This window comes from Streptomyces sp. NPDC004721, from assembly GCF_053601495.1.
This window is the reverse complement of record NZ_JBSGBZ010000020.1, coordinates 15,626-38,700: the sequence shown is the minus strand read 5'-3', so window position 1 is coordinate 38,700 and position 23,075 is coordinate 15,626. Positions and strand designations below refer to the sequence as shown.

The 23,075-nt window shown below is 73.0% G+C and carries 23 protein-coding genes; 7 read left to right on the top strand and 16 right to left on the bottom strand.

Annotated features, from left to right (window positions below):
• Window positions 1-172 precede the first annotated feature (172 nt).
• The 4 genes from ACWEK3_RS19985 to sigE form a co-directional block, all read right to left on the bottom strand.
• Entirely contained in the window at window positions 173-646 is a 474-nt protein-coding gene (locus ACWEK3_RS19985) for a sec-independent translocase (protein ID WP_450543268.1), read from the bottom strand.
• A 177-nt stretch (window positions 647-823) separates the two neighbouring features.
• On the bottom strand, window positions 824-2,536 hold the full coding sequence (locus ACWEK3_RS19980; protein WP_453250235.1) for a trypsin-like peptidase domain-containing protein: 1,713 nt from the start codon (window positions 2,534-2,536) through the stop codon (window positions 824-826).
• Between the two features lie 899 nt (window positions 2,537-3,435).
• Window positions 3,436-4,389 (bottom strand): zf-HC2 domain-containing protein, encoded by a 954-nt coding sequence (locus tag ACWEK3_RS19975; RefSeq protein WP_453250234.1) that lies wholly within the window; start codon window positions 4,387-4,389, stop codon window positions 3,436-3,438.
• A complete protein-coding gene (gene sigE, locus ACWEK3_RS19970; protein WP_453250233.1) occupies window positions 4,386-5,087 on the bottom strand; it encodes an RNA polymerase sigma factor SigE in 702 nt (233 codons plus the stop codon). Before sigE ends, ACWEK3_RS19975 begins: the two co-directional genes overlap by 4 nt.
• Window positions 5,088-5,332: 245 nt before the next feature.
• On the opposite strand from sigE, the gene ACWEK3_RS19965 reads away from it, so the two are divergent.
• A complete protein-coding gene (locus ACWEK3_RS19965) occupies window positions 5,333-6,031 on the top strand; it encodes an O-methyltransferase (RefSeq protein ID WP_361427233.1) in 699 nt (232 codons plus the stop codon).
• A 99-nt stretch (window positions 6,032-6,130) separates the two neighbouring features.
• On the opposite strand, the gene ACWEK3_RS19960 is transcribed toward ACWEK3_RS19965, so the two are convergent.
• Window positions 6,131-6,298, bottom strand: a complete 168-nt coding sequence (locus ACWEK3_RS19960; protein WP_003966491.1) for a DUF3117 domain-containing protein — start codon at window positions 6,296-6,298, stop codon at window positions 6,131-6,133.
• Between the two features lie 400 nt (window positions 6,299-6,698).
• Between ACWEK3_RS19960 and chcB the strand changes: the two genes are divergently transcribed.
• Complete coding sequence (gene chcB / locus ACWEK3_RS19955; protein ID WP_450543260.1) at window positions 6,699-7,502, top strand: 2-cyclohexenylcarbonyl CoA isomerase; 804 nt, start codon at window positions 6,699-6,701, stop codon at window positions 7,500-7,502.
• Window positions 7,503-7,540: 38 nt separating this feature from the next.
• Here chcB and ACWEK3_RS19950 read toward each other — a convergent pair whose 3' ends face one another.
• Together ACWEK3_RS19950 and ACWEK3_RS19945 are read right to left on the bottom strand one after the other, a co-directional pair.
• Complete coding sequence (locus ACWEK3_RS19950) at window positions 7,541-8,125, bottom strand: DNA-3-methyladenine glycosylase I (protein ID WP_390727627.1); 585 nt, start codon at window positions 8,123-8,125, stop codon at window positions 7,541-7,543.
• Between the two features lie 11 nt (window positions 8,126-8,136).
• Window positions 8,137-8,490: a DivIVA domain-containing protein gene (locus ACWEK3_RS19945; protein WP_453250232.1), complete on the bottom strand. Its 354-nt coding sequence runs from the start codon at window positions 8,488-8,490 to the stop codon at window positions 8,137-8,139.
• Window positions 8,491-8,683: 193 nt separating this feature from the next.
• Between ACWEK3_RS19945 and folP the strand changes: the two genes are divergently transcribed.
• Window positions 8,684-9,544, top strand: coding sequence for a dihydropteroate synthase (gene folP, locus ACWEK3_RS19940; protein WP_365774112.1), 861 nt, complete (start codon window positions 8,684-8,686; stop codon window positions 9,542-9,544).
• A gap of 82 nt (window positions 9,545-9,626) precedes the next feature.
• Here the strand turns inward: folP and ACWEK3_RS19935 are convergent, their stop codons facing one another.
• Complete coding sequence (locus tag ACWEK3_RS19935) at window positions 9,627-10,385, bottom strand: LOG family protein (RefSeq protein WP_361426326.1); 759 nt, start codon at window positions 10,383-10,385, stop codon at window positions 9,627-9,629.
• A gap of 154 nt (window positions 10,386-10,539) precedes the next feature.
• Complete coding sequence (gene dapE, locus ACWEK3_RS19930) at window positions 10,540-11,619, bottom strand: succinyl-diaminopimelate desuccinylase (RefSeq protein WP_453250231.1); 1,080 nt, start codon at window positions 11,617-11,619, stop codon at window positions 10,540-10,542.
• A gap of 94 nt (window positions 11,620-11,713) precedes the next feature.
• Here dapE and ACWEK3_RS19925 point away from each other — a divergent pair, with 94 nt between their 5' ends.
• Both ACWEK3_RS19925 and ACWEK3_RS19920 read left to right on the top strand, forming a co-directional pair.
• The gene (locus ACWEK3_RS19925) at window positions 11,714-12,697 is read left to right on the top strand and encodes a heavy metal transporter (RefSeq protein ID WP_453250230.1); all 984 of its coding nucleotides are present in this window, start codon (window positions 11,714-11,716) and stop codon (window positions 12,695-12,697) included.
• Between the two features lie 222 nt (window positions 12,698-12,919).
• Complete coding sequence (locus ACWEK3_RS19920) at window positions 12,920-13,291, top strand: ATP-binding protein (protein ID WP_453250229.1); 372 nt, start codon at window positions 12,920-12,922, stop codon at window positions 13,289-13,291.
• Between the two features lie 98 nt (window positions 13,292-13,389).
• On the opposite strand, the gene ACWEK3_RS19915 is transcribed toward ACWEK3_RS19920, so the two are convergent.
• Window positions 13,390-14,511 (bottom strand): bifunctional succinyldiaminopimelate transaminase/glutamate-prephenate aminotransferase, encoded by a 1,122-nt coding sequence (locus tag ACWEK3_RS19915; RefSeq protein ID WP_453250228.1) that lies wholly within the window; start codon window positions 14,509-14,511, stop codon window positions 13,390-13,392.
• A 112-nt stretch (window positions 14,512-14,623) separates the two neighbouring features.
• Complete coding sequence (gene fdxA, locus ACWEK3_RS19910) at window positions 14,624-14,944, bottom strand: ferredoxin (protein WP_100568222.1); 321 nt, start codon at window positions 14,942-14,944, stop codon at window positions 14,624-14,626.
• Window positions 14,945-15,084: 140 nt separating this feature from the next.
• Between fdxA and ACWEK3_RS19905 the strand changes: the two genes are divergently transcribed.
• The gene (locus ACWEK3_RS19905) at window positions 15,085-16,224 is read left to right on the top strand and encodes a GNAT family N-acetyltransferase (protein ID WP_453250264.1); all 1,140 of its coding nucleotides are present in this window, start codon (window positions 15,085-15,087) and stop codon (window positions 16,222-16,224) included.
• Window positions 16,225-16,253: 29 nt separating this feature from the next.
• Window positions 16,254-17,105 carry a SirB1 family protein gene (locus tag ACWEK3_RS19900; protein ID WP_450543248.1) on the top strand — a complete coding sequence of 284 codons (852 nt, stop codon included), beginning with the start codon at window positions 16,254-16,256 and terminating at the stop codon, window positions 17,103-17,105.
• Window positions 17,106-17,150: 45 nt separating this feature from the next.
• Here the strand turns inward: ACWEK3_RS19900 and ACWEK3_RS19895 are convergent, their stop codons facing one another.
• From ACWEK3_RS19895 to ACWEK3_RS19875, 5 genes are all read right to left on the bottom strand, one after another.
• The gene (locus ACWEK3_RS19895) at window positions 17,151-17,765 is read right to left on the bottom strand and encodes a response regulator transcription factor (protein ID WP_225075431.1); all 615 of its coding nucleotides are present in this window, start codon (window positions 17,763-17,765) and stop codon (window positions 17,151-17,153) included.
• On the bottom strand, window positions 17,762-18,973 hold the full coding sequence (locus tag ACWEK3_RS19890; RefSeq protein WP_450543246.1) for a sensor histidine kinase: 1,212 nt from the start codon (window positions 18,971-18,973) through the stop codon (window positions 17,762-17,764). Before ACWEK3_RS19890 ends, ACWEK3_RS19895 begins: the two co-directional genes overlap by 4 nt.
• Window positions 18,970-19,710 carry an ABC transporter permease gene (locus ACWEK3_RS19885; protein ID WP_453250227.1) on the bottom strand — a complete coding sequence of 247 codons (741 nt, stop codon included), beginning with the start codon at window positions 19,708-19,710 and terminating at the stop codon, window positions 18,970-18,972. The genes ACWEK3_RS19890 and ACWEK3_RS19885 overlap by 4 nt, the downstream gene beginning before the upstream one ends.
• Window positions 19,707-20,636: an ABC transporter ATP-binding protein gene (locus ACWEK3_RS19880; protein ID WP_453250226.1), complete on the bottom strand. Its 930-nt coding sequence runs from the start codon at window positions 20,634-20,636 to the stop codon at window positions 19,707-19,709. Before ACWEK3_RS19880 ends, ACWEK3_RS19885 begins: the two co-directional genes overlap by 4 nt.
• 147 nt (window positions 20,637-20,783) lie before the next feature.
• The gene (locus ACWEK3_RS19875) at window positions 20,784-23,015 is read right to left on the bottom strand and encodes a hypothetical protein (protein WP_453250225.1); all 2,232 of its coding nucleotides are present in this window, start codon (window positions 23,013-23,015) and stop codon (window positions 20,784-20,786) included.
• Window positions 23,016-23,075: the final 60 nt, after the last annotated feature.

The window sequence follows — 23,075 nt, the reverse complement described above, 5'->3', positions numbered from 1 at the left end:
CGGGGTGTCCCGCCCCCCTTCGGGCGTACTCGTCCGGTCCGCACAACAACTCGGCAGCATATCCATCCCGCTTCGGGCAGCCGGGAAACCTCTCGGCGCGTGGGTCGCGGGTACCGCCGTTTCACGCCGCGCACGGGCCGTGCGCGGCGTGAAACGCGTCACATGGGACGGGTCAGGTGGCGTCCGCGTCGAAGGGCGGGCGCTCCTCCTGAGCGGCGGCCTCGGGCTTCTTGGTCATGTCGATCCGGCCGCCGGCCGAACCCGAGGACCCCGAAGAGCCCGCGGACCCCGAAGAGGACGTGGAGGACGCCGAGGAGTCGTACTCGTTGCCGTTCACCGCGTCCGTGACCTCGGCCATCTCCTTCTTCAGGTCGAAGCCGTTGCGGATCTCCTTGAGCCCCAGGTCGTCGTTGTCCAGCTGCTTGCGGATGAACGTCTTGGGATTGAGGTCCTCGAACTCGAAGTCCTTGAATTCCGGGCCGAGTTCGCTGCGGATGTCCTGCTTGGCGCTCTCCGAGAACTCACGGATCTTCCGGATCGTGCGTGTCACGTCCTGGATGACCTTCGGGAGCTTTTCGGGACCGAACACGAGCACGGCCACGATGATGATCGTCAGCAGCTCGAGCGGTCCTATGTCATTGAACACCTGAAGCTCCTTGCGATGTCCTCGGTCCTCGGCCCTCGGGTGGTCCGGTCTGTGTGGGGCTGTCCGTGGTCCGGGCCGGATCCACGGTACCCGGCCAACGTGCCCGACCGGTACTGCCCCGAGGTGTCGGACTGCGTGTACACGACGGGTTTTCCGGCTTGTTGCGCACGTTTTGTGTCAGTTGCTGTTCGAGGACCCGAGTACCAGGGAGACCTTCCGTGCCTTTCCGTCGCGTTCGACGGTCAGCTCCAGACGGTCGCCGGGGCGGTGGGCGCGTGTCTTCACGATCAACTCCTCGCCCGAGTGGACGCGCTGGCCGTCCACCGCGGTGATGACGTCTCCGGCCCTGATGCCCGCCTTGGCACCGGGACCGCCGGAAGTGACCGGCGGTCGGCCGTCCCGGCCCTTGGCGCCGACCCTGGCTCCGTCGCCGGGGTAGTTCATGTCCAGGGTCACCCCGATCACCGGGTGGCTGGCCTTGCCGTGGTTGATCAGCTCCTCGGCGACGCGCCTGGCCTGGTTGACGGGGATGGCGAAGCCCAGGCCGATGGAACCGGCCTGGCCGGTCTGCAGGTCGGAGCCAGTGTCCGCGGAGCGGATGGCGGAGTTGATGCCGACGACCCGGCCGCGGGCGTCGAGGAGGGGGCCGCCGGAGTTACCCGGGTTGATCGGGGCGTCGGTCTGGAGGGCGTCGACGTAGGACACGTCGCTGCCGTCGCCCTTCTCGCCGCCGGCCGTGATGGGGCGCTCCTTGGCGCTGATGATGCCGGAGGTGACGGTGTTGGCCAGGTCGAACGGCGCGCCGATGGCGACGACCGGGTCTCCCACCTGCACGTTGTCGGAGTTGCCGAGCGGGATCGGGGTCAGGCCGCGCACGCCGCGGACCTGAACGACGGCGAGGTCGTATCCGGCGTCCCGGCCGATGATCCTGGCCTTGGCAGTCTGGCCGCCGCTGAAGGTCACCGATATGTCGCCGCCGGAGGCGGCGTTCTCCACGACGTGGTTGTTGGTGAGGACGTGGCCGAGGCGGTCGAGCACGAACCCGGTGCCGGTGCCCTGCTCGCCGGAGCCGCTGACGTGCAGCGTCACCACGCTGGGCAGGGCCCGCGCGGCGATCCCGGCCACACTGTCCGGGGCGCGTCCGGCGGGCTCCTTCCCGGCCTGCGGCAGCTCCACGGTGCCCACGCCGCCGTTGCGCTCGAGGTACGCCCCGGCCAGCCCGCCAAGCGCTCCGGACACCAGCGCGAGCACCACGGCCCCGCTCACCAGCGCCCGTGTGACCCGCCGGTGCCGCTGCTCGACGCTGAGCACACCGACCCCGCTCTGCTGCAACGGCGCGGCGACCTGGCCACCGGCCCAGGGGTCGTAACGCCCCCAGGGGTCGGCGGGGCCGGCCCCGGGGTGGGTCTCCGCAGCGCCGGAGGCGGGCATGCCGTGCCCGTCACCCACTGCCTGGGCGGGCACACCGTGCGACGGGTCGCCCCCGAGCGGGGTTCCTTGCGGCACGCCCGCCGGCATCGCGTCCGCGGGCGGCGCCTCCTGCGGTGCGGCGGCCGGGGCCTGCGGCTGCGAGGGGAGGCCGGAGGGCGCGGGGTGCGTGGGAGCCGGAGCGCCCGGCTGGGGCACCGTGGGCGCCCCGTACGGCTGGGCGTCCACGGCGGGCGAGCCCTGGGGGGCGGGTGCAGGGGTGCCGGAGGAGAGGGCGGGTGCGCCCTGGGCGGGCGTCACCGCCGGGTGCTGCACGGGCGGGGCGGGAGCCCAGGGACCGGGCTCACCGTACGGAGGGGTGCTGTAGGGATCGGGATCGTGCAACGGCCTGGGCCGCTCGCCGGAGACGACGGAGGCGTCAACGGCCCCGGACGCCCCCTCCACGGGCCGGTTGGCACCCATCTCGGCGGACACCCCGGGAACACCGGGCCCGACCGGAGTCACCGGCGCGGCAGGTACGGCGGGCGCAGCGGGCGCAGCAGGCTCGCCGGGCGCCGCGGGCACGGCAGGCACAGCGGGTGCGGCAAGCTCGCCGGGCACCCCAGGCTCGGCAGCTGCGGCGGGCGCCGCAGTAGGTGCGGCAGGCTCGCCGTGCGCCGCAGCCTCACCAGGCGCCGCAGACACGCCAGGTGCGCCGGGCACACCACGCTTGGCGAGTACGGCAGGCTCACTATGCGCCGCAGGCTCGGCAGGCACGGCAGGTGCGGCGGGTGCGGCGAGCTCGCCGGGCACCCCAGGCATGGCAGGCGCAGCAGGTACGGCAGGCTCGCCGGGCGCCGCGGGCACGGCAGGTGCGGCGGGCGCAGCCGACGCTGCCGGTGCCGCCGATGCGTGGTCCGTTTCGGCGGCAAGGGCGGACAGGGCGTCCTCCGCCCCGGTGGATGCCGGGCGGGGCCGAGCGAGTTCGAAGTCGCCCGTGTCGGGGGCGGCGCCGGAGGCCTGGAGCGGGCGGTCCAGTTCGTAGTCACCGTCTGCGTCGGTGCGTGCGGGGGCCGCGCCCTGCTCCTCATCGACCACGGACCCACCGGCTGCCACACTCTGGGCGGACGTCCCGGCCGCGTCGGCGGCCGAGGCGGGACCGGACGTGCCCTCCGGCCGGTCGTCCGGAGGGACTGCGCGGCTCCACCACTTCGGGCGGGCGGACTTCGTGGGCTTGCCCTCGTTCATGTTCTCCCCACAGCGGGTCGCGGCACGGCTCGTCGTTCGGTGGCCGTGCGTCGTCGACTCCGCGCCCCGACAGGTGTCATGGGCGCGACCACTGTGGATTCAACCAGGTTCCCGGGCCGGGGCGCAGGGACCGGTCAGTGCGCGGTGTAGGAGGAAGCGGTGGGAGAGGGCGCGGTGAGCAGGCCCGGGGTCGTGAGTCCCGGGTCGGCGGACCACGAGGTCAGGGAGATCGGCGGGGTCGCGGTGAGCGGACGTATCAACGGCGACATGACGGCCGCGCCCGCGACCACCGGGGTGGTCAGCGGATGCATCACGTTCTGCGTCTGCCCGCCGGGAGGCACGGCCCCCGGCAGCAGCGGTGCGGCCGGCGGCGCTGAGACAGCCTGCGCCGAGCCCGACGACCGCTGCCCCTGGCCCGACTGCGGCGCGGCCGACTGGCGGCGCCGCGCGGTGTCGGAGGCCGACGCCGCGCCCGCACCCGCCGTGCGCGCCGGAGTCACGTTGCTGCCGGTCCCGGAGCCGCGCGCCTCCGTCGCGGTGTCACCCGCCGAGCCGGTGGTCACCCCGCCCAGGGCGACCGCGGCCAGCGACACGGCCCCGGCGGCGACGAACGCGAACCGCAGCCCTCGCGAGGCGGACCGCTCGCTGTCGGGACGGCTGACGGGGTGGATCCGGAAGCCGCGATCCTCGGCAGGGACGGCGGGATGCGGCCGGGCCGGCACATACCCGAACTCGAACTGCTCGCCGCGCTCCACCCCGAACACCCCGGAGCCTGAGGACAGCCCTCCGGGCAGCCCTCCGCCGCCCAGCGGCGAACCACCACCACCGCCGCCGGTACCACCCCCCGGGAGGCCCTGGAGGCGGGCCAGGAAGCTCTCGGAGGGAGGCGGTGGGGCCGCCTGGGCGAAGACGTTCTTCAAACGGCGCTGTGCGTCGACCTCCGCCTTGCACTTCGGGCAGGTGGCCACGTGCGCCAGGACACGCTCACGCGTGTCGTGACCGAGCTCGCCGTCCACGAGGGCGGCGAGCCGGTCTCCCAGATGCTGTTCCGCGAGGCGCCCCGCGGGGTCCGGTCGTGATCCACTCACGCGGTCGCGCCCCCTCCCCCCAACACGGGGACCGGGGCCACGAAGCCGCGGCGCTCGGCCCGGGCCTGCGGCGAGCGGTGCGCAAGGGCCTTGCGCAGCTGCGAACGGCCGCGGTGGATGCGGGAGCGCACCGTACCGAGCTTGACGCCCAGGGTCGCGGCGATCTCCTCGTACGACAGTCCTTCGATGTCGCACAGGACGACGGCGGCACGGAACTCGGGCGCGAGGGTGTCCAGGGCCTGCTGGACGTCCGCGTCGAAGTGCGCGTCGTTGAAGAGCTGCTGCGGAGTGGGCTCCTTACTGGGCAGCCGCTCGGCCGCGTCGTCGCCGAGGGCGTCGAAGCGGATGCGCTGCTTGCGGCGGACCATGTCCAGGAAGAGGTTCGTGGTGATGCGGTGCAGCCAGCCCTCGAACGTGCCCGGCGTGTAGGTCGACAGGGAGCGGAAGACGCGGACGAAGACCTCCTGGGTGAGATCCTCGGCGTCGTGCTGGTTGCCGGTGAGGCGGTAGGCCAGGCGGTAGACACGGCCGCTGTGCGTGCTGACGATCTCCTCCCAGGTGGGCGGAGTCCACGCCTGCCCGTCCGCGTCGGTCGAGAAGGTCGCGGTATGGGTGGATTCGGCGGTGTGGCTCACGTCAGCAGCGGTGTTGGTCACGGATTTCGGCCTGCCCGCCGATCCGAGAAAGCGCCGTAGCACTCTTCCCCGATCTGCAGGCGCAGCCGCACCTCCCCTGTCGGCTCTGGTGGTGTCCAGTGGAGCCCCTACCATAGCCACCTCGCCCGTTAGCTCCGGATAAGCAGTTTTACGAGAATTTGACACGTGCTGGCACGGCTGGTGCGACTGCGTCAGCACTTGCTCGGTGTCCCGATCCATCCCATACCCCCCGTCCACGCCTTCCTCGCGCCCCGTGTCACTTCCTCACCCTTCAAACGACCGGTCCCATCTGCGGGTTCCCGGCCCCAACGGATACAGTCACGCCCAGGCAACCACGGGGACAGGAGAGGGTCATTACCGGCAACCGGCAGACGAGCTGGGCGTTCGCCGACGCCTATGTCGCCGAGGACGACGCGCTGCGCTGGGCCCGTGAGCGGGCCCGCGATGCAGGGCTGCGCTCGGTGTCGCCCGGCGCGGGCGCCGCGCTGCGGTTGCTGGCCGCCACCGTGGACGCCAAGGCGGTCGCGGAGATCGGCACCGGCACCGGGGTCTCCGGGATCCACCTGCTGCACGGCATGCGGCCGGACGGGGTGCTGACCACCGTCGATCCCGAGCCGGAGCACCAGCAGTTCGCCCGCCAGGCGTTCCGCGCCGCGGGCTTCGCCGGCAACCGCGCCCGCTTCATCCCCGGCCGCGCCCTGGACGTGCTGCCCCGGCTCGCGGACGCGGGATACGACCTCGTGTTCTGCGACGGCGACCGGCAGGAGTTCCCCGAGTACCTCGCTGAATCGTTGCGCCTGCTGCGCCCGGGAGGCCTCGTCGCCTTCGAGGGTGTCTTCGCGCACGGGCGGACGGTGGACTCCGGACCGCAGCCGACGGAGGTCGTGCGGCTGCGGGAGCTGCTGCGCACGGTGCGCGAGAGCCCCGACCTGACGCCTTCCCTGCTGCCGGTGGGCGACGGACTGCTGTGCGCCGTCAAACGCTGAGCGCTCGCGTCACCCGCGTGTCGCGCGGCCCCGCACAAACAGCGACCCCGACACCGCGTACGATGCCGGGGCTACTGAAAGGGTATGGTCGCTTCCGCGTCAGCCGACGACCTTCTTGAGGGCGTCGCCGAGCGCGTCGGCCTCGTCAGGGGTCAACTCGACGACGAGCCGACCGCCGCCTTCGAGCGGAACGCGCATGACGATGCCCCGCCCCTCCTTGGTCACCTCGAGCGGGCCATCACCCGTCCGCGGCTTCATGGCCGCCATGCTCGTTCCCCTTCCTGAAACCCAGCTCATCGTCAAAGCCGACGGCCCACCGAAAGGGCACGCGCGCGATCCCTGCCCAGAACGGCACAGGACACGCGACACCGGCATCGAACACATTGCTTCCAAGCCATTATCCCGCATCCCAGGACCCGATGACCAACATCAGTTGGCATCGCTTGGGCAACGCGCGCGAGCAAAACCACTCAATTCGGCGATGTGGCTGCGATACTGCGCCCCGCGCCTTCGTGCGCCCGCCGCGGACGCCCCGGAATTCTTTGACGCAGGTCACATGCCGGGTCCGCGCCCCGGCCGGTGATCTCCGTCATGCTGTCCTCGGACCAGGACCGACCATGACGTACCGAGCGGTACGTCATCGAGGCGACACCGGAGGGGATGCCCCATGGCCGACACCGTGCTCTACGAGGTGAGCGACGGGCTCGCGACGATCACGCTGAACCGCCCCGAGGCGATGAACGCGCTGAACGTCGCCGCCAAGGTGGCTCTCCGGGACGCGGCCCGGGAGGCGGCGGACGACGGCGCCGTGCGGGCGGTCCTGCTCACCGCCGCCGGGGACCGGGCGTTCTGCGTGGGCCAGGACCTCAAGGAGCACATCGGGCTGCTGGCCGCCGACCGGGAGTCCGGGTCGGGGCAGACCATGAGCACCGTGCGGGAGCACTACAACCCGATCGTGCGGGCGCTGGCGGGGGCGCGGAAGCCGGTGGTCGCCGCCGTGAACGGGGTCGCCGCCGGGGCGGGCTTCGGCTTCGCGCTCGCCGCCGACTACCGGATCGTGGCGGACACGGCGTCCTTCAACACCTCGTTCGCGGGCGTCGCGCTCACCGGGGACTCGGGGATCTCGTGGGCCCTGCCTCGGGTGGTGGGGCCGTCCCGCGCCACCGACCTGCTGCTCTTCCCGCGCCGCATCACCGCCCAGGAGGCGCACGAACTGGGCATCGCGAACCGGATCGTGCCGGCCGCCGAACTGCGGGCCGAGGCCGAGAGGACGGCGCGGGCGCTGGCCGAGGGGCCGACGGCGGCGTACGCGGCGCTGAAGGAGGCGGTGGCCTTCGGACTGACGCACTCCCTGGAGGAGACCCTCCAGAAGGAGGACGAACTCCAGACCCGGGCAGGGCAGTCCGAGGACCACGCGATCGCCGTCCAGGCGTTCGTCGACAAAGAGAAGCCGAAGTACCTGGGCCGCTGACCGCGGCGTAGCGTGGCGCGCCGCTCTGACCGGCCGGGTCAGGGGCGGCGTGCCACGCAGTCCGCGAGGTGGTCGTCGACCAGGCCGCACGCCTGCATCAGGGCGTACGCGGTCGTCGGGCCGACGAAGCGCAGACCGCGCTTCTTCAGGGCCTTGGACAGGGCCGTGGACTCGGGGGTGACGGCCGGGACGTCGGAGAGGGTCCTGGGTACCGGACGGGTGGCGGGGTCCGGGGCGTGGGACCAGATGAGGGCGTCCAGCTCGCCCGGGGACCAGCCGGCGATCACACGCGCGTTGGCCAGCGTCGCGTCGATCTTGGCGCGGTTGCGGATGATGCCCGGGTCGGCGAGCAGCCGCTCGCGGTCGGCGTCGGTGAAGTCCGCCACCGCCGCGATCTTGAAGTCGGCGAAGGCGGAGCGGAAGCCGACGCGGCGGCGCAGGATGGTGATCCAGGACAGGCCGGACTGGAAGGCCTCCAGGGCGAGGCGTTCGTAGAGCGCGTCGTCGCCGTGGACCGGGCGGCCCCACTCCTCGTCGTGGTAGGCCACGTAATCCGCCGTGGACAGGGCCCACGGGCAGCGCAGGGCGCCGTCCGGGCCGGCGATCGCTGCACCCGGCGTCATGGTCTCGTCCGTCACCGCTGGTCCTCCCGATCGGGCTTGGTCAGGTGGACGTGGGCGGCGGCGCGGGCACCGGCCAGCGCGGACTCCAGGTCGGCGATCCGCGCGTCGCGCTCGGCGAGTTCGGCGCCGAGACGGCCGAGGGCGTCGTCGACGTCCGCCATGCGGTAGCCCCGGACGGTCAGCGGGAAGCGGAGGCTCTCCACGTCCGCGCGGTCCACCGGGCGGTCCGGTGGCAGCGGGTCCAGGAGCCGCTCGGGCGCCGCCTCGGGCAGCGGTCCGGTTCCCTCGCCTCCGCCCACCACCGCGAGGGTCACCGCGGCGACCACGACGGCGAGCGCGACGACCAGGAAGAAGAACATAACCATCGCTGGGGTCCCCACGGAGTCTGTCGTAAGTGTCAGGGTCCGATCGTGCCATGCGAGGCTGACGGTTAGGGTCGCAGACGGCCGAAGACCGGGAACGGCCGGGGAAGACCGGCAGGACCGGGGAAGACCGGGAAGACCGGGGAAGACCGGGAAGACCGGGGAAGACCGGGAAGAAGAGGAGAGGTCACAGGGGATGCTCAGGCTGGGCAGGCGCGCATTCGACGCGCACGAGCCGGTGATCATGGCGATCGTCAACCGGACCCCGGACTCCTTCTACGACCAGGGGTCGACGTTCCGTGACGAGCCGGCCCTCGCGCGCGTGGAGCAGGCGGTCGCCGAGGGGGCCGCGATCATCGACATCGGCGGGGTGAAGGCCGGGCCCGGCGACGAGGTGACGGCCGAGGAGGAGGCCCGGCGGACGGTCGGTTTCGTGGCCGAGGTGCGGCGGCGGTTCCCGGACGTGGTCATCAGCGTCGACACCTGGCGGGCCGACGTCGGCGAGGCCGTGTGCGAGGCGGGTGCCGACCTGCTGAACGACGCCTGGGGCGGGGTGGACCCGCGGCTCGCCGAGGTCGCGGCGCGCTACGGCACCGGCCTGGTCTGCACGCACGCCGGCGGCGCGGAGCCGCGGACACGGCCGCACCGGGTGACGTACGACGACGTCATGGCCGACATCCTCCGGGTGACCGTGGGGCTGGCCGAGCGGGCGGTGGCGCTCGGCGTGCCCCGGGAGTCGGTGATCATCGACCCCGGGCACGACTTCGGCAAGAACACGCGGCACAGCCTGGAGGCGACCCGGCGGCTGGGCGAGATGGTCGCGACCGGGTGGCCGGTGCTGGTGTCGCTGTCCAACAAGGACTTCGTGGGCGAGACGCTGGACAAGCCGGTGAAGGAGCGGCTGGTGGGGACGCTGGCGACGACGGCTGTCTCGGCGTGGCTGGGAGCCCAGGTGTACCGGGTGCACGAGGTCGCCGAGACGCGGCAGGTGCTGGACATGGTGGCGTCCATCGCGGGGCACCGGCCGCCGGCGGTGGCCCGGCGCGGGCTGGCGTAGAGCGCAGGGCTTTCCCGCCGGCAGCGGCCCGGCGGGGCCGGTGGGGCCGGGCGCACGGTGCCCCGCCCCGCCGTACGGGCCGCTAGCGGCCCGCCTCCTTCGACATCAGGGCCACCGCCTCCGTCACGTCGTCCGTGACGTGGAACAGGGTGAGGTCGGCCTGGGCCGCCTTGCCCTGGGCGATCAGGGTGTTCTGCAGCCAGTCGACCAGTCCGCCCCAGTACGCGGTGCCGAACAGGACGATCGGGAAGCGGGTGACCTTCTGGGTCTGCACGAGGGTCAGGGCCTCGAAGAGCTCGTCCAGGGTGCCGAGGCCGCCGGGCAGGACGACGAAGCCCTCCGCGTACTTCACGAACATCATCTTGCGGACGAAGAAGTAGCGGAAGTTGAGGCCGATGTCGACATAGGCGTTCAGGCCCTGCTCGAAGGGCAGTTCGATGCCCAGGCCCACCGAGACGCCGCCGGCCTCCAGCGCGCCCTTGTTCGCCGCCTCCATCGCACCCGGGCCGCCGCCCGTGATCACCGCGAAGCCCGCCTCGACCAGGCCCCGGCCGAGGCGCACCCCCGCGTCGTACTCCGGCGAGTCCACCGCCGTCCGTGCGGAGCCGAACACGCTGATGGCGGGCGGGAGTTCGGCGAGCGTGCCGAAGCCCTCGATGAACTCCGACTGGATGCGCAGGACGCGCCAGGGGTCCGTGTGGACCCAGTCCGTGGGAGCGCGCTCGTCCAGCAACCGCTGATCCGTGGTGCTCGCCTGGACCTGGCCACGCCGCCGGAGGACCGGTCCGAGGCGCTGCTCCTCCGGTGGCTGCTTCTTGCCCTCGGGGTTGCCTGTTGGCATGTGCGCTCCCTCCGTGTGCGTGACATTCCACCTCAGCGTAGATCCACGGGGGTTACGAGAGGGGGACGTCGGTATGTCCGCCGTGAAGCGCCGTGCGGACGCTCGTGGCGGCGGTCGGACACCCGTGACGGCGGTCCGACGTTCGTGACGGCGGTCAGTCCGTCAGCCAGGCCCGCAGCCGCTCCTCGCCCGCGAGGATCTTGGCCGTCTCCACCCGCTCGTCACGCTTGTGCGCCAAGTGGGGGTTGCCGGGGCCGTAGTTGACGGCGGGGATGCCCAGCGCCGAGAAGCGCGAGACGTCCGTCCAGCCGTACTTCGGGCGCGCGGTGCCGCCGACCGCCTCGATGAACGCGGCCGCGGCCGGGTGGTTCAGCCCCGGCAGGGCGCCGCCGCTGTGGTCGTCGATCACGAACTCCTCCACCCCGCAGTCCGCGAACACCTCGCGGACGTGGGCGACGGCCTCCTCCTCGGTGCGGTCCGGGGCGTAGCGGAAGTTGACCGTGACCACGCACTCGTCGGGGATGACGTTGCCCGCCACCCCGCCGGAGACGCCGACCGCGTTGAGGCCCTCGCGGTACTCCAGGCCGTCGATGACCGGATAGCGCGGCTGGTACTCGGCGAGCCGCCGCAGGATCGGCGCGGCGGCGTGGATGGCGTTGGAGCCCATCCAGCCGCGCGCCGAGTGGGCCCGCTCGCCCTTGGTCCTCAGCAGCACCCGCAGGGTGCCCTGGCAGCCGCCCTCGACCTCTCCGTCGGAGGGCTCGAGCAGCACGGCGAAGTCGCCGGCCAGCCACTCCGGGTGCGCCTCGGCGACGTGCTTGAGGCCGTTCAGCTCGGCGGCGACCTCCTCGTTGTCGTAGAAGACGAAGGTCAGGTCGCGGTTGGGGGCGGGGACCGTGGCCGCGATGCGCAGCTGGACCGCCACGCCGGACTTCATGTCGCAGGTGCCGCAGCCCCACAGGACGCCGTCCTCATCGAGCCGCGAGGGGACGTTTCCGGCGATCGGGACCGTGTCGATGTGGCCGGCCAGGATCACCCGCTGCGCGCGCCCGAGGTTCGTGCGGGCCACGACGTTGTTGCCGAAGCGGTCGACCGTCAGGTGCGGCAGGGCGCGCAGGGCGCCCTCGATCGCGTCGGCGAGCGGCTTCTCGGTGCCGCTCTCCGAGGAGAAGTCGACGAGTCGCGCGGTCAGGCGCGCGGCGTCCAGCGTGAGGTCAAGCGGGTTATCGGCCATGCGGTCGACCCTAACGCGGTGAACCGCTCGTACGTCCTCGCACGTTGTCCACACCTGCCTCATGCGCCCCGGCAGCCTCCAGTACCTTGTAGGCGTGCCGCACCCTCCCCCCTCTTCCAAGCGTCGTGGCCGCCTCCTCCGGTTCGGGGCGGCTGTCGTGGTCCTGCTCGGGCTCGCCGGCTACCTCTCGGTGCAGTACCTCACCGGAGGCACCGGAGGCCCGGGCTGCGAGGTCGTCTCCGGCAAGGGCGACGGCGCGTCGTACCGGTTCACGCCGGAACAGGCGGTGAACGCGGCGACGATCGCGGCCGTCGGCACCGGGCGCGGCATGCCCGAGCGGGCGGTGACCATCGCGCTGGCCACCGCCCTCCAGGAGTCCGCGCTGCGCAACATCGACTACGGCGACCGGGACTCCCTCGGCCTGTTCCAGCAGCGGCCCTCGCAGGGCTGGGGCTCGCCGGAGGAGATCATGGACCCGGCCTACTCGGCGGGGATCTTCTACGAGCACCTGAACAAGGTCCCCGGCTACACGCGGCTGCCGCTGACCGTGGCCGCGCAGCGCGTGCAGCGCAGTGGCTTCCCACAGGCGTACGCCAAGCACGAGCCGGACGCGACGCTGCTCGCCGCCGCGCTCACCGGGCGCTCCGGGGCCACGCTGGCCTGCCGGGGCCGCCCGGGTCCCACCCGGACCAGCGGCCCGGACGCGGTGCGTGCCGCGCTCGTCCGGGACTTCGGCCGGGACGTCGTGCAGGAGGCGGGCGCGGAGGTCGGCGGCAAACCGTCGCCGACGCCCACCCCGAGCCCGGCGGCGAGCGCGAGCGGGGACGGGCGGACCGTGACGGTGCCCGTGCCCGACGACACGGCCGACGCCGGGCGCGGCGCGCGGCAGCGCGGCTGGCAGCTGGCGCACTGGGCGGTGGCCAACGCCTCCGCGCTGCACATCGAGCAGGTCTCCTACGGCGGCTGGCAGTGGACGGCCGGGATGACCGAGAGCCGGTGGCGGACGGCGCAGACGCGGGGCGCCGCCGGAGCGGAGCGGGCGACGGGCTCGGTCCTCATCACCACGACCGGGCGTTAGTACGGGTCCTCACCCTGAGGGATCACCCCTGCCAAAGGCACCGAAGCCCTTGGCAGCACAGGGCTGCACGGGGTTTTACGACCTTTGAAGAGGTGTCTTTCGTCCGGTTTTACGCGTACCCGATAATGCGACGCGTTACCAATTCTTTACGTTGGCCCGCCGCAACCTTCGCGGACTTCGAGCGGTAGTCAGAGCGTCCGTTCCCTCCGTCGAAGGAGCACCATGTCCCTCCCCCTGACCCGCCGGATCGCCCGTGCCGCGCTGCTCGTCGCCGCGGGAGCGGCCGCCGGGGTCGGTGCGGCCGGAGCCGCGAGCGCTGCCCCCGAGCTGCCGGCCGCCCCGAACCTCGGCGGGCTGACCGCCCTGGACGGGGCGAGCGTCGGCAACACCGTGGACGGTGCCGCGCAGCACGTCACCGGGGTCGCGGGCGGCACCGGCGGCAAGGTCGTGAAGCAGGCGGCGCCGACGGCGCGAAAGGCGGCGGGCGACGCGGCGGGGTCCGCCGGAGGGCTCCTCGGCGGCGCCGCGAACACGGCGGCCAAGGGCGGGCTGCCGACGCAGTCCCTGCCGGTCTCCGGTCTGCCTCTCGGCTGAGCGCCCCTCGAACGACCGACGGGGTCCGGGTCTCTTCCCCGGACCCCGTCGGCGTGCGGAGCCCGTCCGCGCGTGGGCGCGGGTACGGCCGTGGCGGACTACCCGGCCAGGCGCTCCACCGCGGCGCCGACCCGCTCGTCCGTCGCCGTCAGCGCGACGCGTACGAAGTCCGCGCCCGCCGGACCGTAGAAGTCGCCGGGGGCGACCAGGATGCCCCGTTCGGCGAGGTGGGCGACCGTGGTCCAGCAGGACTCGTCACGGGTGGCCCACAGGTAGAGGCTCGCCTCGCTGTGCTCGATGCGGAAACCGTGGGCGAGGAGGGCCCGGCGCAGGTCCGTGCGGCGGGCGGCATAGCGTTCGCGCTGCTCGCGGACGTGGGTGTCGTCGCCGAGGGCGGCCGCGACCGCCGCCTGCGTCGGCGCCGAGGTCATCATCCCGCCGTGCTTGCGGATCTCCAGCAGGGGGCCGAGGACGGCCGGGTCGCCGGCCAGGAAGGCGGCGCGGTAGCCGGCCAGGTTCGAGCGCTTGGACAGCGAGTGGACCGCGACGATGCCCTCGTACGAGCCGCCGTTCACGTCCGGGTGCAGGACCGAGACCGGGTCCGCCTCCCAGCCCAGCTCCAGGTAGCACTCGTCGGAGAACACCAGCACACCGTGCTCGCGGGCCCAGGCGACGATCCTCTTCAGCTCCTCCTTGGGCAGCACCTGGCCCGTGGGGTTGGAGGGCGAGTTCAGCCACAGCAGCTTCAGGCCCGCCGGGTCCAGCTCCGTGGGTCCCGGCACGCCGGCGCCCGGTGTCGCCGAGTAGACGAGGTGCTCGGCGCCGGCCAGGCGGGCGCCGACCTCGTAGGTCGGGTAGGCCAGGCGCGGGTACGCGACCTTGTCGCCGGGGCCGAGGCCCAGTTGGGTGGGGAGCCAGGCGACCAGTTCCTTGGAGCCGACGATCGGCAGGACGTGCCGGTGGGTGACGTCCCGCGCGCCGAGGCGGCGCTCGACCCAGCCGGTGATCGCGTCACGCAGTTCGGGCGTGCCCCACACGGTCGGGTAGCCCGGGGAGTCCGCGGCCGCGATCAGCGCCTTCTGGATCAGGTCGGGGACCGGGTCCACCGGGGTGCCGACCGACAGGTCGACGATGCCGTCCGGATGGGCTGCGGCCGTCTTCTTGTACGGCTCCAGCTTGTCCCAGGGAAAGGCGGGGAGCCGGTCGGAGAGTGCGGACACGGGGATCAGGCTCACTTTCTGGTCCAAAAACGCCTCGGTCCCGTGCGGCGGGCGGAGCGCTGGAGTGCGATCAGGCCGTACGGGACCCAGGCGGCGCGAAGGCGGGCCGCTCTTACTGGTTCTGCGGCGGCAGCGCGGCGATAATGGGGTGGTCGCGCTCGATCAGCCCCAGCTTGCTGGCGCCACCGGGAGAGCCGAGCTCGTCGAAGAACTCGACGTTGGCCTTGTAGTAGTCCTTCCACTCCTCGGGAGTGTCGTCCTCGTAGAAGATCGCCTCGACCGGGCAGACCGGTTCACAGGCTCCGCAGTCGACGCATTCGTCCGGGTGGATGTACAAGGACCGCTGGCCCTCGTAGATGCAGTCGACCGGGCACTCCTCGATGCACGCCTTGTCCTTGACGTCGACACAAGGCTGCGCGATGACGTAGGTCACGCTGTCGTTCCTCCTCGATAGGGCGCTGGCGGGCCTCCACAGGCTCCGCCGCCTGGCGCGCGGGAGCGCGGCGTCGTCGATGCCCGCCCCTAGTATCTCCGTTCCGGGGCATGATCCGAACAGGAGGGGTGAACAGACCTGTGGAAATATCGGCGACAGGACGCCTCGAGGTCCGAATCAGCGCTGCTGACGTGGGCAAACGGGTCTCAATACGGCGCTTGAGCGAACCTGGCGCGCCGGGTGAGAAGTTCACCGACACGGTCGGAGTTCTCACATCATGGGACCACGGTGTGCTGCTGATCACACGAAAGAGTGGCGAGACCGTGCGGATCGCGGAGTCCTCCCTGGTCGCGGGCAAGGTCGTACCGACCGCACCGGCCCGGCGGCGGGGCCCGGCGGCCACGTACGAGGAGCTCGCGCGCGCGGCGGCGCGAGCCTGGCGGCCGGTGGAGAGCGAGCGGCTGGGCGAGTGGGAACTGCGGGCGGCAGTCGAGCAGGTGCCGCGCGAAGCGCGCCGACGCGGGGTGGTGGTCGGGCGACGGGTGGGCTTCACCCGCCGCGCCAACTCGGTGCTGCCGCTCGGCGATCCCGGACTTCCGCTCGACGCGGCCCTGGCCGCCGTACGACGCTGGTACGGCGAGCGCGGCCTGCCCGCGTACATCCAGACCGCCACCGGCGCCGACGGCACGCAGGAACTGCTGTGCGCGGAGCTGGAGCGGCGGGGCTGGGTGCGCGAGGTGACCGCCGAGCTGTGGATCGGGGCGCTCGCGCCGGTCGCCGACCGGGCCGAGGGCTCCGGGGTCGTGCTGTCCCGCACGGCCGACGAGGCGTGGCTTGCGCGGTACCAGCGCAAGGGGGTGAGCGAGGTGGCCCTGAAGGTGCTCGGCAGCGGGCCGTCGGTGTGGTTCGCGACGGTGCCCGGTGAGGGCGGTGTCCCCGCGGCGATCGGACGGTGCGTCGTCGACGGCCGCTGGGCGTCCTTCGCCGCCGTCGAGGTGGATCCGGCGCTGCAGCGACGCGGGCTCGCCACCACCGTGCTCGCCGCGCTCGCCGGCAGGGCCCTCGACGAGGGCGCGTCGGCGGCCTGGCTCCAGGTCGAGAGCGACAACGCCGCGGCGCGGGCGCTGTACGCCGGAATGGGCTTCGGCGCGCACCACGCGTACCACCACTACCGCGCCCCGGAATCCGGCGGCCACGGCCACCCGCGGCCGTCGCGGGCGGAGTCCACGCCGGGGCCCACGTCGGGGCCCCAGCAAAACTCCGGCGCTCGTCCGTCGTAGGGATCGTCGTGGAAGGGCACGAGCCTGCTATGCGTCCCCTGCATCCGCCGTCCCCGGAACGGTCCGCCGCGGTGCGGCGGTGGTTCTGCGAGGAGGTGCGGTCCGAGCGGCCGGACCTCGCGATGCTGTGCCTGCTGGTGGGCGCGGCGGCCGACGGGACGCTTGACGAGGCCGGCATGGACGCGGCGCAGCTGGAGCTGGACCGGCTCGCGGGACAGCTGCCGTACCGGCCGGGCGGGCCGCGGGACTGGGCGCAGGCCCTGTGCGGACTGCTCGGCGAGCGGTACGGCTTCCACGGTTCGACGGCGGACTACCAGCGCCTGGAATCGTCCCTGCTGCACGAGGTGCTGGTGCGGCGGCGCGGGCTGCCCATCCTGCTGTCGGTGGTGTGGATGGAGGTCGCGCGGCGGGCCGGGGCGCCGGTGTACGGGGTCGCGCTGCCGGGGCACTTCGTCGTGGGGTTCGGGGCGGCCGGGGAACAGGTGCTCGCGGACCCGTTCGACGGGGGCCGGGTGCTCACGGGGGCGGACGCCGAACTGCTGGTAGTCGGGGCGACGGGCGCGCCGCTGCACCCGTCGATGCTGGTGCCCGCCTCGCCCTTGGAGGTCGTGTCCCGGATCCTGAACAACATCCGGGCCTGGGCGGCCATACGGCCCGAGCGGTCGGACGTGTCGCTGTGGGCGGTGGAGCTGTCGCTGCTGCTGCCGTCGCATCCGGCGCGGCTGCGCTACGAGCGGGCGCAGTTGCTGGTGCAGCGCGGGGACTTCGTGGGCGGGGCCCGGGAGCTGGAGGCGTACGCCGATGTGCTGGGCGCGGTGGACGAGCCCGCGGCCGAGCAGGTGCGGGAGCAGGCGCGGGCCGCGCGGGCCCTGCTGAACTGAAGCCGGGCCGAAGCCGCGGCCGCCCGGCATGCCCGGCGAGCGCTGCTACAGCCAGCCCTTCTCCCGTGCGATGCGGACCGCCTCCGTCCTGTTGCGCACCGCGAGTTTCTGGATCGCGGTCGACAGGTAATTACGGACCGTGCCCTGGGACAGGTGGAGGGCGGCGGCCAGCTCGGCGTTGGTGGAGCCGTCGGCCGCGGCGCGCAGGACCTCGCGTTCCCGGTCGGTCAGCGGGTTGGCGCCCTCGGCCAGCGCCGCCGCGGCCAGCGTGGGGTCGATGACCCGCTCGCCGCCGAGCACCTTCCGCACCGCCGCGGCGAGTTGCGCGGCAGGGGCGTCCTTGACCAGGAACGCGTCCGCGCCCGCCTCCATGGCGCTGCGCAGATAGCCTGGGCGGCCGAAGGTGGTGAGCACGACCAGTTTCACCGCGGGCAGTTCCTTGTGGAGCCGGGCGGCCGCCTCGATGCCGGTGCAGCCGGGCATCTCGATGTCGAGCAGGGCCACGTCGACGCCGTGGGCGTGCGCAGCCGCCACGACCTCGTCCCCGCGCGCCACCTGGGCGACGACCTCGATGTCCTCCTCGAGGCCGAGCAGGGCGGCCAGTGCCTCGCGGACCATCGACTGGTCCTCGGCCAGGAGGACCTTGATCGTTCGGCTCATGCCGGGGATCCTACGTCCGCGGGGGAGGCGAGAGGCACCCGGGCGACGAGCCGGAAGCCGCGCTTGGCGCGCCCCGCCTCCAGTTGCCCGCCCGCCTTCTCCAGGCGCTCGGCCAGGCCCGTCAGACCGTTGCCGGGGCCCTTGCCCACGCCGGCGGAGCCGCCCGAGCCGTTGTCCTCGACGCACAGTTCGAGGAACGGCCCGTCCAGGGTCTGGCGGCGCACCAGGTCGACGGTGCACCGGGTCGCGCCGCTGTGCCGTACGACGTTGGTGATCGCCTCGCGCAGCGCCCAGGCGAGCGCGGACTCGCTCTCCTCGGGGACGCCGTGCAGGTCGGGCTCGGCGGGCACGTCGGCGGTGACGTCGGCGGCGGTCAGCGCCACCTGGGCGCCCGCCAGTTCGGCGTGCAGGCGGGGGCGGCGGTAGCCGGTGACGGCCTCGCGGACGTCGACCAGGGCCTGGCGGCTGACCTGTTCGATGTCGGCGACCTGCTGGGCCGCCTTGTCCGGGTGGTCCGGCAGCATCCGGCCGGCCAGCTCGCTCTTCAGCGTGATCAGCGAGAGCGAGTGGCCGAGCAGGTCGTGCAGGTCGCGGGCGAGCCGCAGCCGCTCCTCGTTGGCGGCGAGCTGGGCCACGGTGGCACGAGCCTTGCGCAGGTCGATCGTGGTGCGCACGAGTTGCCGTACGCCGGTCATCGCGAAGCCGACGAGCATCACCAGCAGGAACAGGGTCCACTCGCCCTCGGCGCCCGTGTGCCGGGCGACGAGCAGCATCACGGCCGTGGTCAGTGGGATCGTCCAGTAGGCGATCCGCAGCGGGTTCGTCGCGCCGCAGGCCACGGAGACGTACACGAACAGGCCGATCCATGGCGAGCCGAGGGTCAGGCACAGCACGACGGCGAGCACGCCGAGCACGGCGACGAGCCAGCCGACGACCGCGCCGGAGAACGACCGGCCCATGTTCCGGTAGACCAGCGTCAGATAGGTCCCGGTGAAGGCCGCGAGGCCCGCCCAGCCGGCCACGGTGGCCGCGGCCGTGTGGGCGCCCGAGACCAGGTCGTGCACCGGCGAGCTGAGGAAGATCAGCCAGGGCAGGATCCACACCAGTTTGCGCAGCGCCTCGCCCCCGTTCCGGGGCGGCTCCCCCATGCGCATCAGCCGGTCCGCCCGGGCTTCGCCGGGCCGCGGGTCTTCCGTCATGACGCTCACGCCTTCAGCATGTCCTTCCGGTACAGCCAGGCCGCGCCGCCCGCGAACAGGGCGAAGAAGGCGACGAGGATGGCGAGGTCCTTCGCGTGCGGAGCCTGGCTCTCCTCGATCGCCCGCCCCAGTGCAGCGTACGCGTGCGTGGGCAGCCACTCGGCGATGTTCTGCAGCCAGCGCGGGAAGGTGGTCGACGGCATCCACAGACCGCCGAGCATGGACAGGCCGAAGTAGATGATCATCGTGATCGGGCGGACCGCGTCCCCGGTGGCGAGGTAACCGATGGCGACGCCGAGCGCGGCGAAGACCAGGCTGCCGGCCCAGATCGCGCCGGTGAGGGCGAGCCACTGCCAGGCCTCCAGGCGGACCTGCCTGACGGCGGCGGCGACCACGAAGACGACGACGATGGACGGCAGGCTGACCACGGCGGCGCCGGCGGTCTTGGCGAGGACGTAGCCGCGCCCGGGCAGGGGGGTGAGCCGCAGCTGCCGTACCCAGCCGCTCTCGCGCTCCTTGGCGATGCGCTCGCTGTTGCCCATGAGCACGGCGGTGAGTGCGCCGAAGGAGGCCATGGAGACCATCATGTACGTCGGGACGGTCAGGCCGGTGCCGTCGACCTCGGTGACGCCGTCCGCCTTGCCCGCGATGATCAGGAACAGGATCGAGGGGTAGAGCACCGAGAAGAACAGGAACTTGCGGTTGCGCAGGGCGCGGGCGAGCTCCAGCCTGATCAGACTGTTCACGACTGCTTGGCCTCCTCGGCCTCGGTGATGGCGACGAAGGCCTGCTCGAGCCCGAGCCCGGCGACTTCGAGGTTGCGGGGGTAGACGCCGAGCCCGTACAGGGCGTGCACGGTCGCGTCGGCGTCGGAGGACTGGATGCGGACGGTCTGGCCGCTCACGGCCATCGAGGTCAGGAAGGGCAGATCGCGCAGGGCGGCCTCGTCGACGGGGCCCTGAAGGTCGAAGGAGACCCGTCGCGCCCCCGCCTTCGCCTTGATCTCGGCGGCGGTGCCGTCGGCCAGCAGCCGCCCTCGGTGCAGCACCAGCACCCGGTCGGCGATGGCGTCGGCCTCCTCCAGGTAGTGCGTGGCGAACAGGACCGCGCGGCCCTGGTCGGCCTGTTCGCGCATGGTGGCCCAGAAGGCCTGGCGGGCGGAGACGTCCATGCCGGTGGTCGGCTCGTCCAGGACGATCAGGTCGCTGTCGCCGGCGGTGGCCAGGGCGAAGCGGACGCGCTGGGCCTGACCGCCGGAGAGCTTGTTCACCTTGCGGTCGGCGATCTGGGAGATACCGGCCCGGGCCAGCACGTCGGCGGTCTTGTACCGCTTGGGGTGCAGGTCGCAGGCGAGCCGCACCAGTTCGGCGACGGTGACGTCCTCCATCAGCCCGCCGCTCTGCAGCATGGCGCCCACGCGCCCGGCGACGATCGCCTCGCGCGGGCTGGCGCCGAAGACGCTGACGGTGCCGCTGTCGGGCTGCCGGAGGCCGAGAAGCAGGTCGAGGGTGGTCGACTTGCCGGCGCCGTTCGGACCGAGCAGGGCCACGGTCTCGCTCGGACGCAGGGCGAGGGTCAGCCCGTCCACGGCCCGTACGTCCCCGTAGCTCTTGGTCACCTGGTCGAACCCCACCACCGTGGTGGTGGCGGCTCGCTCCGCTGTTGTCGTCATGGCCGCCATGCTGGCCGACGGGCGGGGGCGCCGGGCAGTGTCGCGGGTCCTGACTGCGAGATGACAGATGTCATACGGCCCCTGCAGCAGAAAAGGGCACCCGGTGTCCGTACGGACCGGGTGCCCTCTACCGCCGCTGTGAGGCTTCTAGCTGGGGTTGGTGTCGATGACTCCGACCCGCTCCGCCGTCGTCTTGCCGCGCAGGGCCTTGCGCAGCGCGGAGGCGACGTCCTGGGGGGTGACGGCCGTCTTCTGTCCGGTGGCCCGGGTGATCAGCACACCGTCGAAGGTGCCGCCGTACGCCTTCTTGAGCGCCTCGAGGTCGTACGTCTCCGAGAGCTTGCCGCCGACGGCCTTGACACCGAGGATCTTCGGCAGGGACAGGGAGCCGAACGGGATGCTGTGCACCGGATCGGTCTGAACGATGACGTTCTTGGACATCGCGGGCTCCGCGAACTCCTTCATCATCCGGTCGACCTCGGCGTTGGGAACCGTCGGCTGCCGGGTGACCGTGGGCAGCTGGACCGGCGTGGCCGCGCCCGTCTCCACCTGGGCGCGGTACGCCCGCTGGACCAGCTGGGTCGAGCCGCCGACGTCGATGCCCTTGCCCGGCTTGCCGTAGACGGCGACGGCCTTGCCGGACTGGAACTTGATCCCGCCCTCGGTCACCGACCCCTCGCCGCCCGAGACGCTCTGCAGGGCGACCTGGAGCTTCTCCTCGTCGACCGGCATCTGCGGCTCGATCACCCGGTGGTTGCCGAACAGCGAGCCGATCACCGACACGGGGTTGTAGTCGCTCGTCGCGGCCGAGCTGGCCGTGGCCTGGGTGTCGAACTGGAGCCCGGCCTGGTCCGGCTTGAGGGTGACGGCCCTGCCCTCGACCGACAGCTTCAGCGGCTGGTTCACCCGGCTGCCGAAGGCGTCGTCGAGCTTCTTGACCGCGTCGTCGCGGGTGCCGCCGCCGATGTCGACGCCGAGCACGGTGGTGCCCTTGGGCACGTCGGAGTGGTTCATCAGCAGCCCGGCGCCGTAGGCGACACCGGCGACGACGATCACGGCGCCGCAGAGCAGGACGAGCTTGTTGCGGCCCTTCTTCTTGGCCTTGGGCGCGGCGGGGGCCGCGGCGGCGCTCTGCGGGGCCGGCTCGGGCAGCCGCGGCGGCGTGTGCGCCGCCGGCCCGTTCCCGCCGGCTCCGGGCCCGAACGGCGAGTTGGCACCGGGCTGGATGACAGGCATACCGCTGGTGACGGTGTGCCCGGAGACGTTCTCCGGCCGGGCGCCATAACCGGGGGTGCCCGGCTCCGGAACGTGCTGCTGCGGGGTGAGGACCGCGGTGTCGTCGCTCAGACCGCCGCCGGGGCGTGCCGTGTGCGCGCCGGGGGTACCGCCCGGGCGTCCCGCGCCCGCGGCGGGTCCCGCGGGCGCGCCGACCCCGGGCGGCCGCAGCGGTCCGTCGCCGGTGACGGGGCCGCCCGTCGGGCCCGTGGGGCCCTGCGGACCGCCCGGCACGCCGGGAGCGCCCGGACCGCCCAGGCCGCCGGTGCCGCTCGGGCCGCCCTGGCCGTCGCGGGCGCCGTGCCCGTTGTCGGAGAAGTACGGAAGGTCGTCGCGGCGCGGCTCGTCGCCGGGGCGGGGGCCGCCGGAGAGCGGGCCCGCGGCCAGCGCCTCGGTGACGTCGAAGGACCCGGTACCGCCGCCGTGGCCGGGGGCGACGGGGCCGCCGGTGGCGCCGGGCAGCCCGGCGCCCTTGGTGGAGCCGGGGCGGGAGCCGTTGGCCACCCCGGGCACGTTCATGGCGCCGACCACGCCGCCAGGGCGGGCCCCGCCGGAAGAGCCCGGGACGGAGGAGCCGACGCCCGAGGGCCCGGGGACGGAGGTTCCCGGACCGGAAGCGCCGGGGCCGGACCCGTTCGCCGCGGGCGCGCCCGAACCACCCGGCATTCCCGCTCCGTTGGTGGAGCCGCCGCCCTGACCGCCTTTGTTCGCCTGGGGCTTGCGGGGCGCGAACCAGTCGCTGGTCGCCTTCTCCGCGGCCGGTGCCGCGGGTTCGGCGGGCGGCTCCGCGGCGGCCTCGGGCGCCGGGGCGGCCGGCTGCGGAGCCTCGCCGCCGGTGTCCTGGGCGCTGTTCTCGGATCCCTCCGAGGAGACGGGCGTACGCACGACGACCGGCGGGATCGGCCGGGATCCGGGGATGTTGATCCGGATCCGGGTCGTCAGCGTGGTCTCGGTCTTGCGTTCCTCGGACTGCGTGGCCGAACGGCCCGCGTCCGCACGGTCGTCGGAGACCGCCGGGATTCCGTACGGCGGGGTCCCCGAGGGGTAGGCGGCTCCGCCGTGCCCGTTGGGCCCGGACGACGGAGTGTCAGTTTCACGACTCAAGGCAGGTTCTCCCGGTTGGCTCCGCCGCCCGTTACGACCTCAGTGCGGGCGGCTCGGCGG

Excerpts from the sequence above, each read along its gene's own strand:
- ACWEK3_RS19980 (WP_453250235.1), bottom strand. The coding sequence starts at position 2,536 with ATGGGTGCCAACCGGCCCGTGGAGGGGGCGTCCGGGGCCGTTGACGCC.
- ACWEK3_RS19960 (WP_003966491.1), bottom strand. The coding sequence starts at position 6,298 with ATGGCGGCCATGAAGCCGCGGACGGGTGATGGCCCGCTCGAGGTGACC.
- chcB (WP_450543260.1), top strand. The coding sequence starts at position 6,699 with ATGGCCGACACCGTGCTCTACGAGGTGAGCGACGGGCTCGCGACGATC.
- ACWEK3_RS19950 (WP_390727627.1), bottom strand. The coding sequence starts at position 8,125 with ATGACGCCGGGTGCAGCGATCGCCGGCCCGGACGGCGCCCTGCGCTGC.
- ACWEK3_RS19945 (WP_453250232.1), bottom strand. The coding sequence starts at position 8,490 with ATGGTTATGTTCTTCTTCCTGGTCGTCGCGCTCGCCGTCGTGGTCGCC.
- folP (WP_365774112.1), top strand. The coding sequence starts at position 8,684 with ATGCTCAGGCTGGGCAGGCGCGCATTCGACGCGCACGAGCCGGTGATC.
- ACWEK3_RS19935 (WP_361426326.1), bottom strand. The coding sequence starts at position 10,385 with ATGCCAACAGGCAACCCCGAGGGCAAGAAGCAGCCACCGGAGGAGCAG.
- dapE (WP_453250231.1), bottom strand. The coding sequence starts at position 11,619 with ATGGCCGATAACCCGCTTGACCTCACGCTGGACGCCGCGCGCCTGACC.
- ACWEK3_RS19920 (WP_453250229.1), top strand. The coding sequence starts at position 12,920 with ATGTCCCTCCCCCTGACCCGCCGGATCGCCCGTGCCGCGCTGCTCGTC.
- ACWEK3_RS19900 (WP_450543248.1), top strand. The coding sequence starts at position 16,254 with ATGCGTCCCCTGCATCCGCCGTCCCCGGAACGGTCCGCCGCGGTGCGG.
- ACWEK3_RS19895 (WP_225075431.1), bottom strand. The coding sequence starts at position 17,765 with ATGAGCCGAACGATCAAGGTCCTCCTGGCCGAGGACCAGTCGATGGTC.
- ACWEK3_RS19880 (WP_453250226.1), bottom strand. The coding sequence starts at position 20,636 with ATGACGACAACAGCGGAGCGAGCCGCCACCACCACGGTGGTGGGGTTC.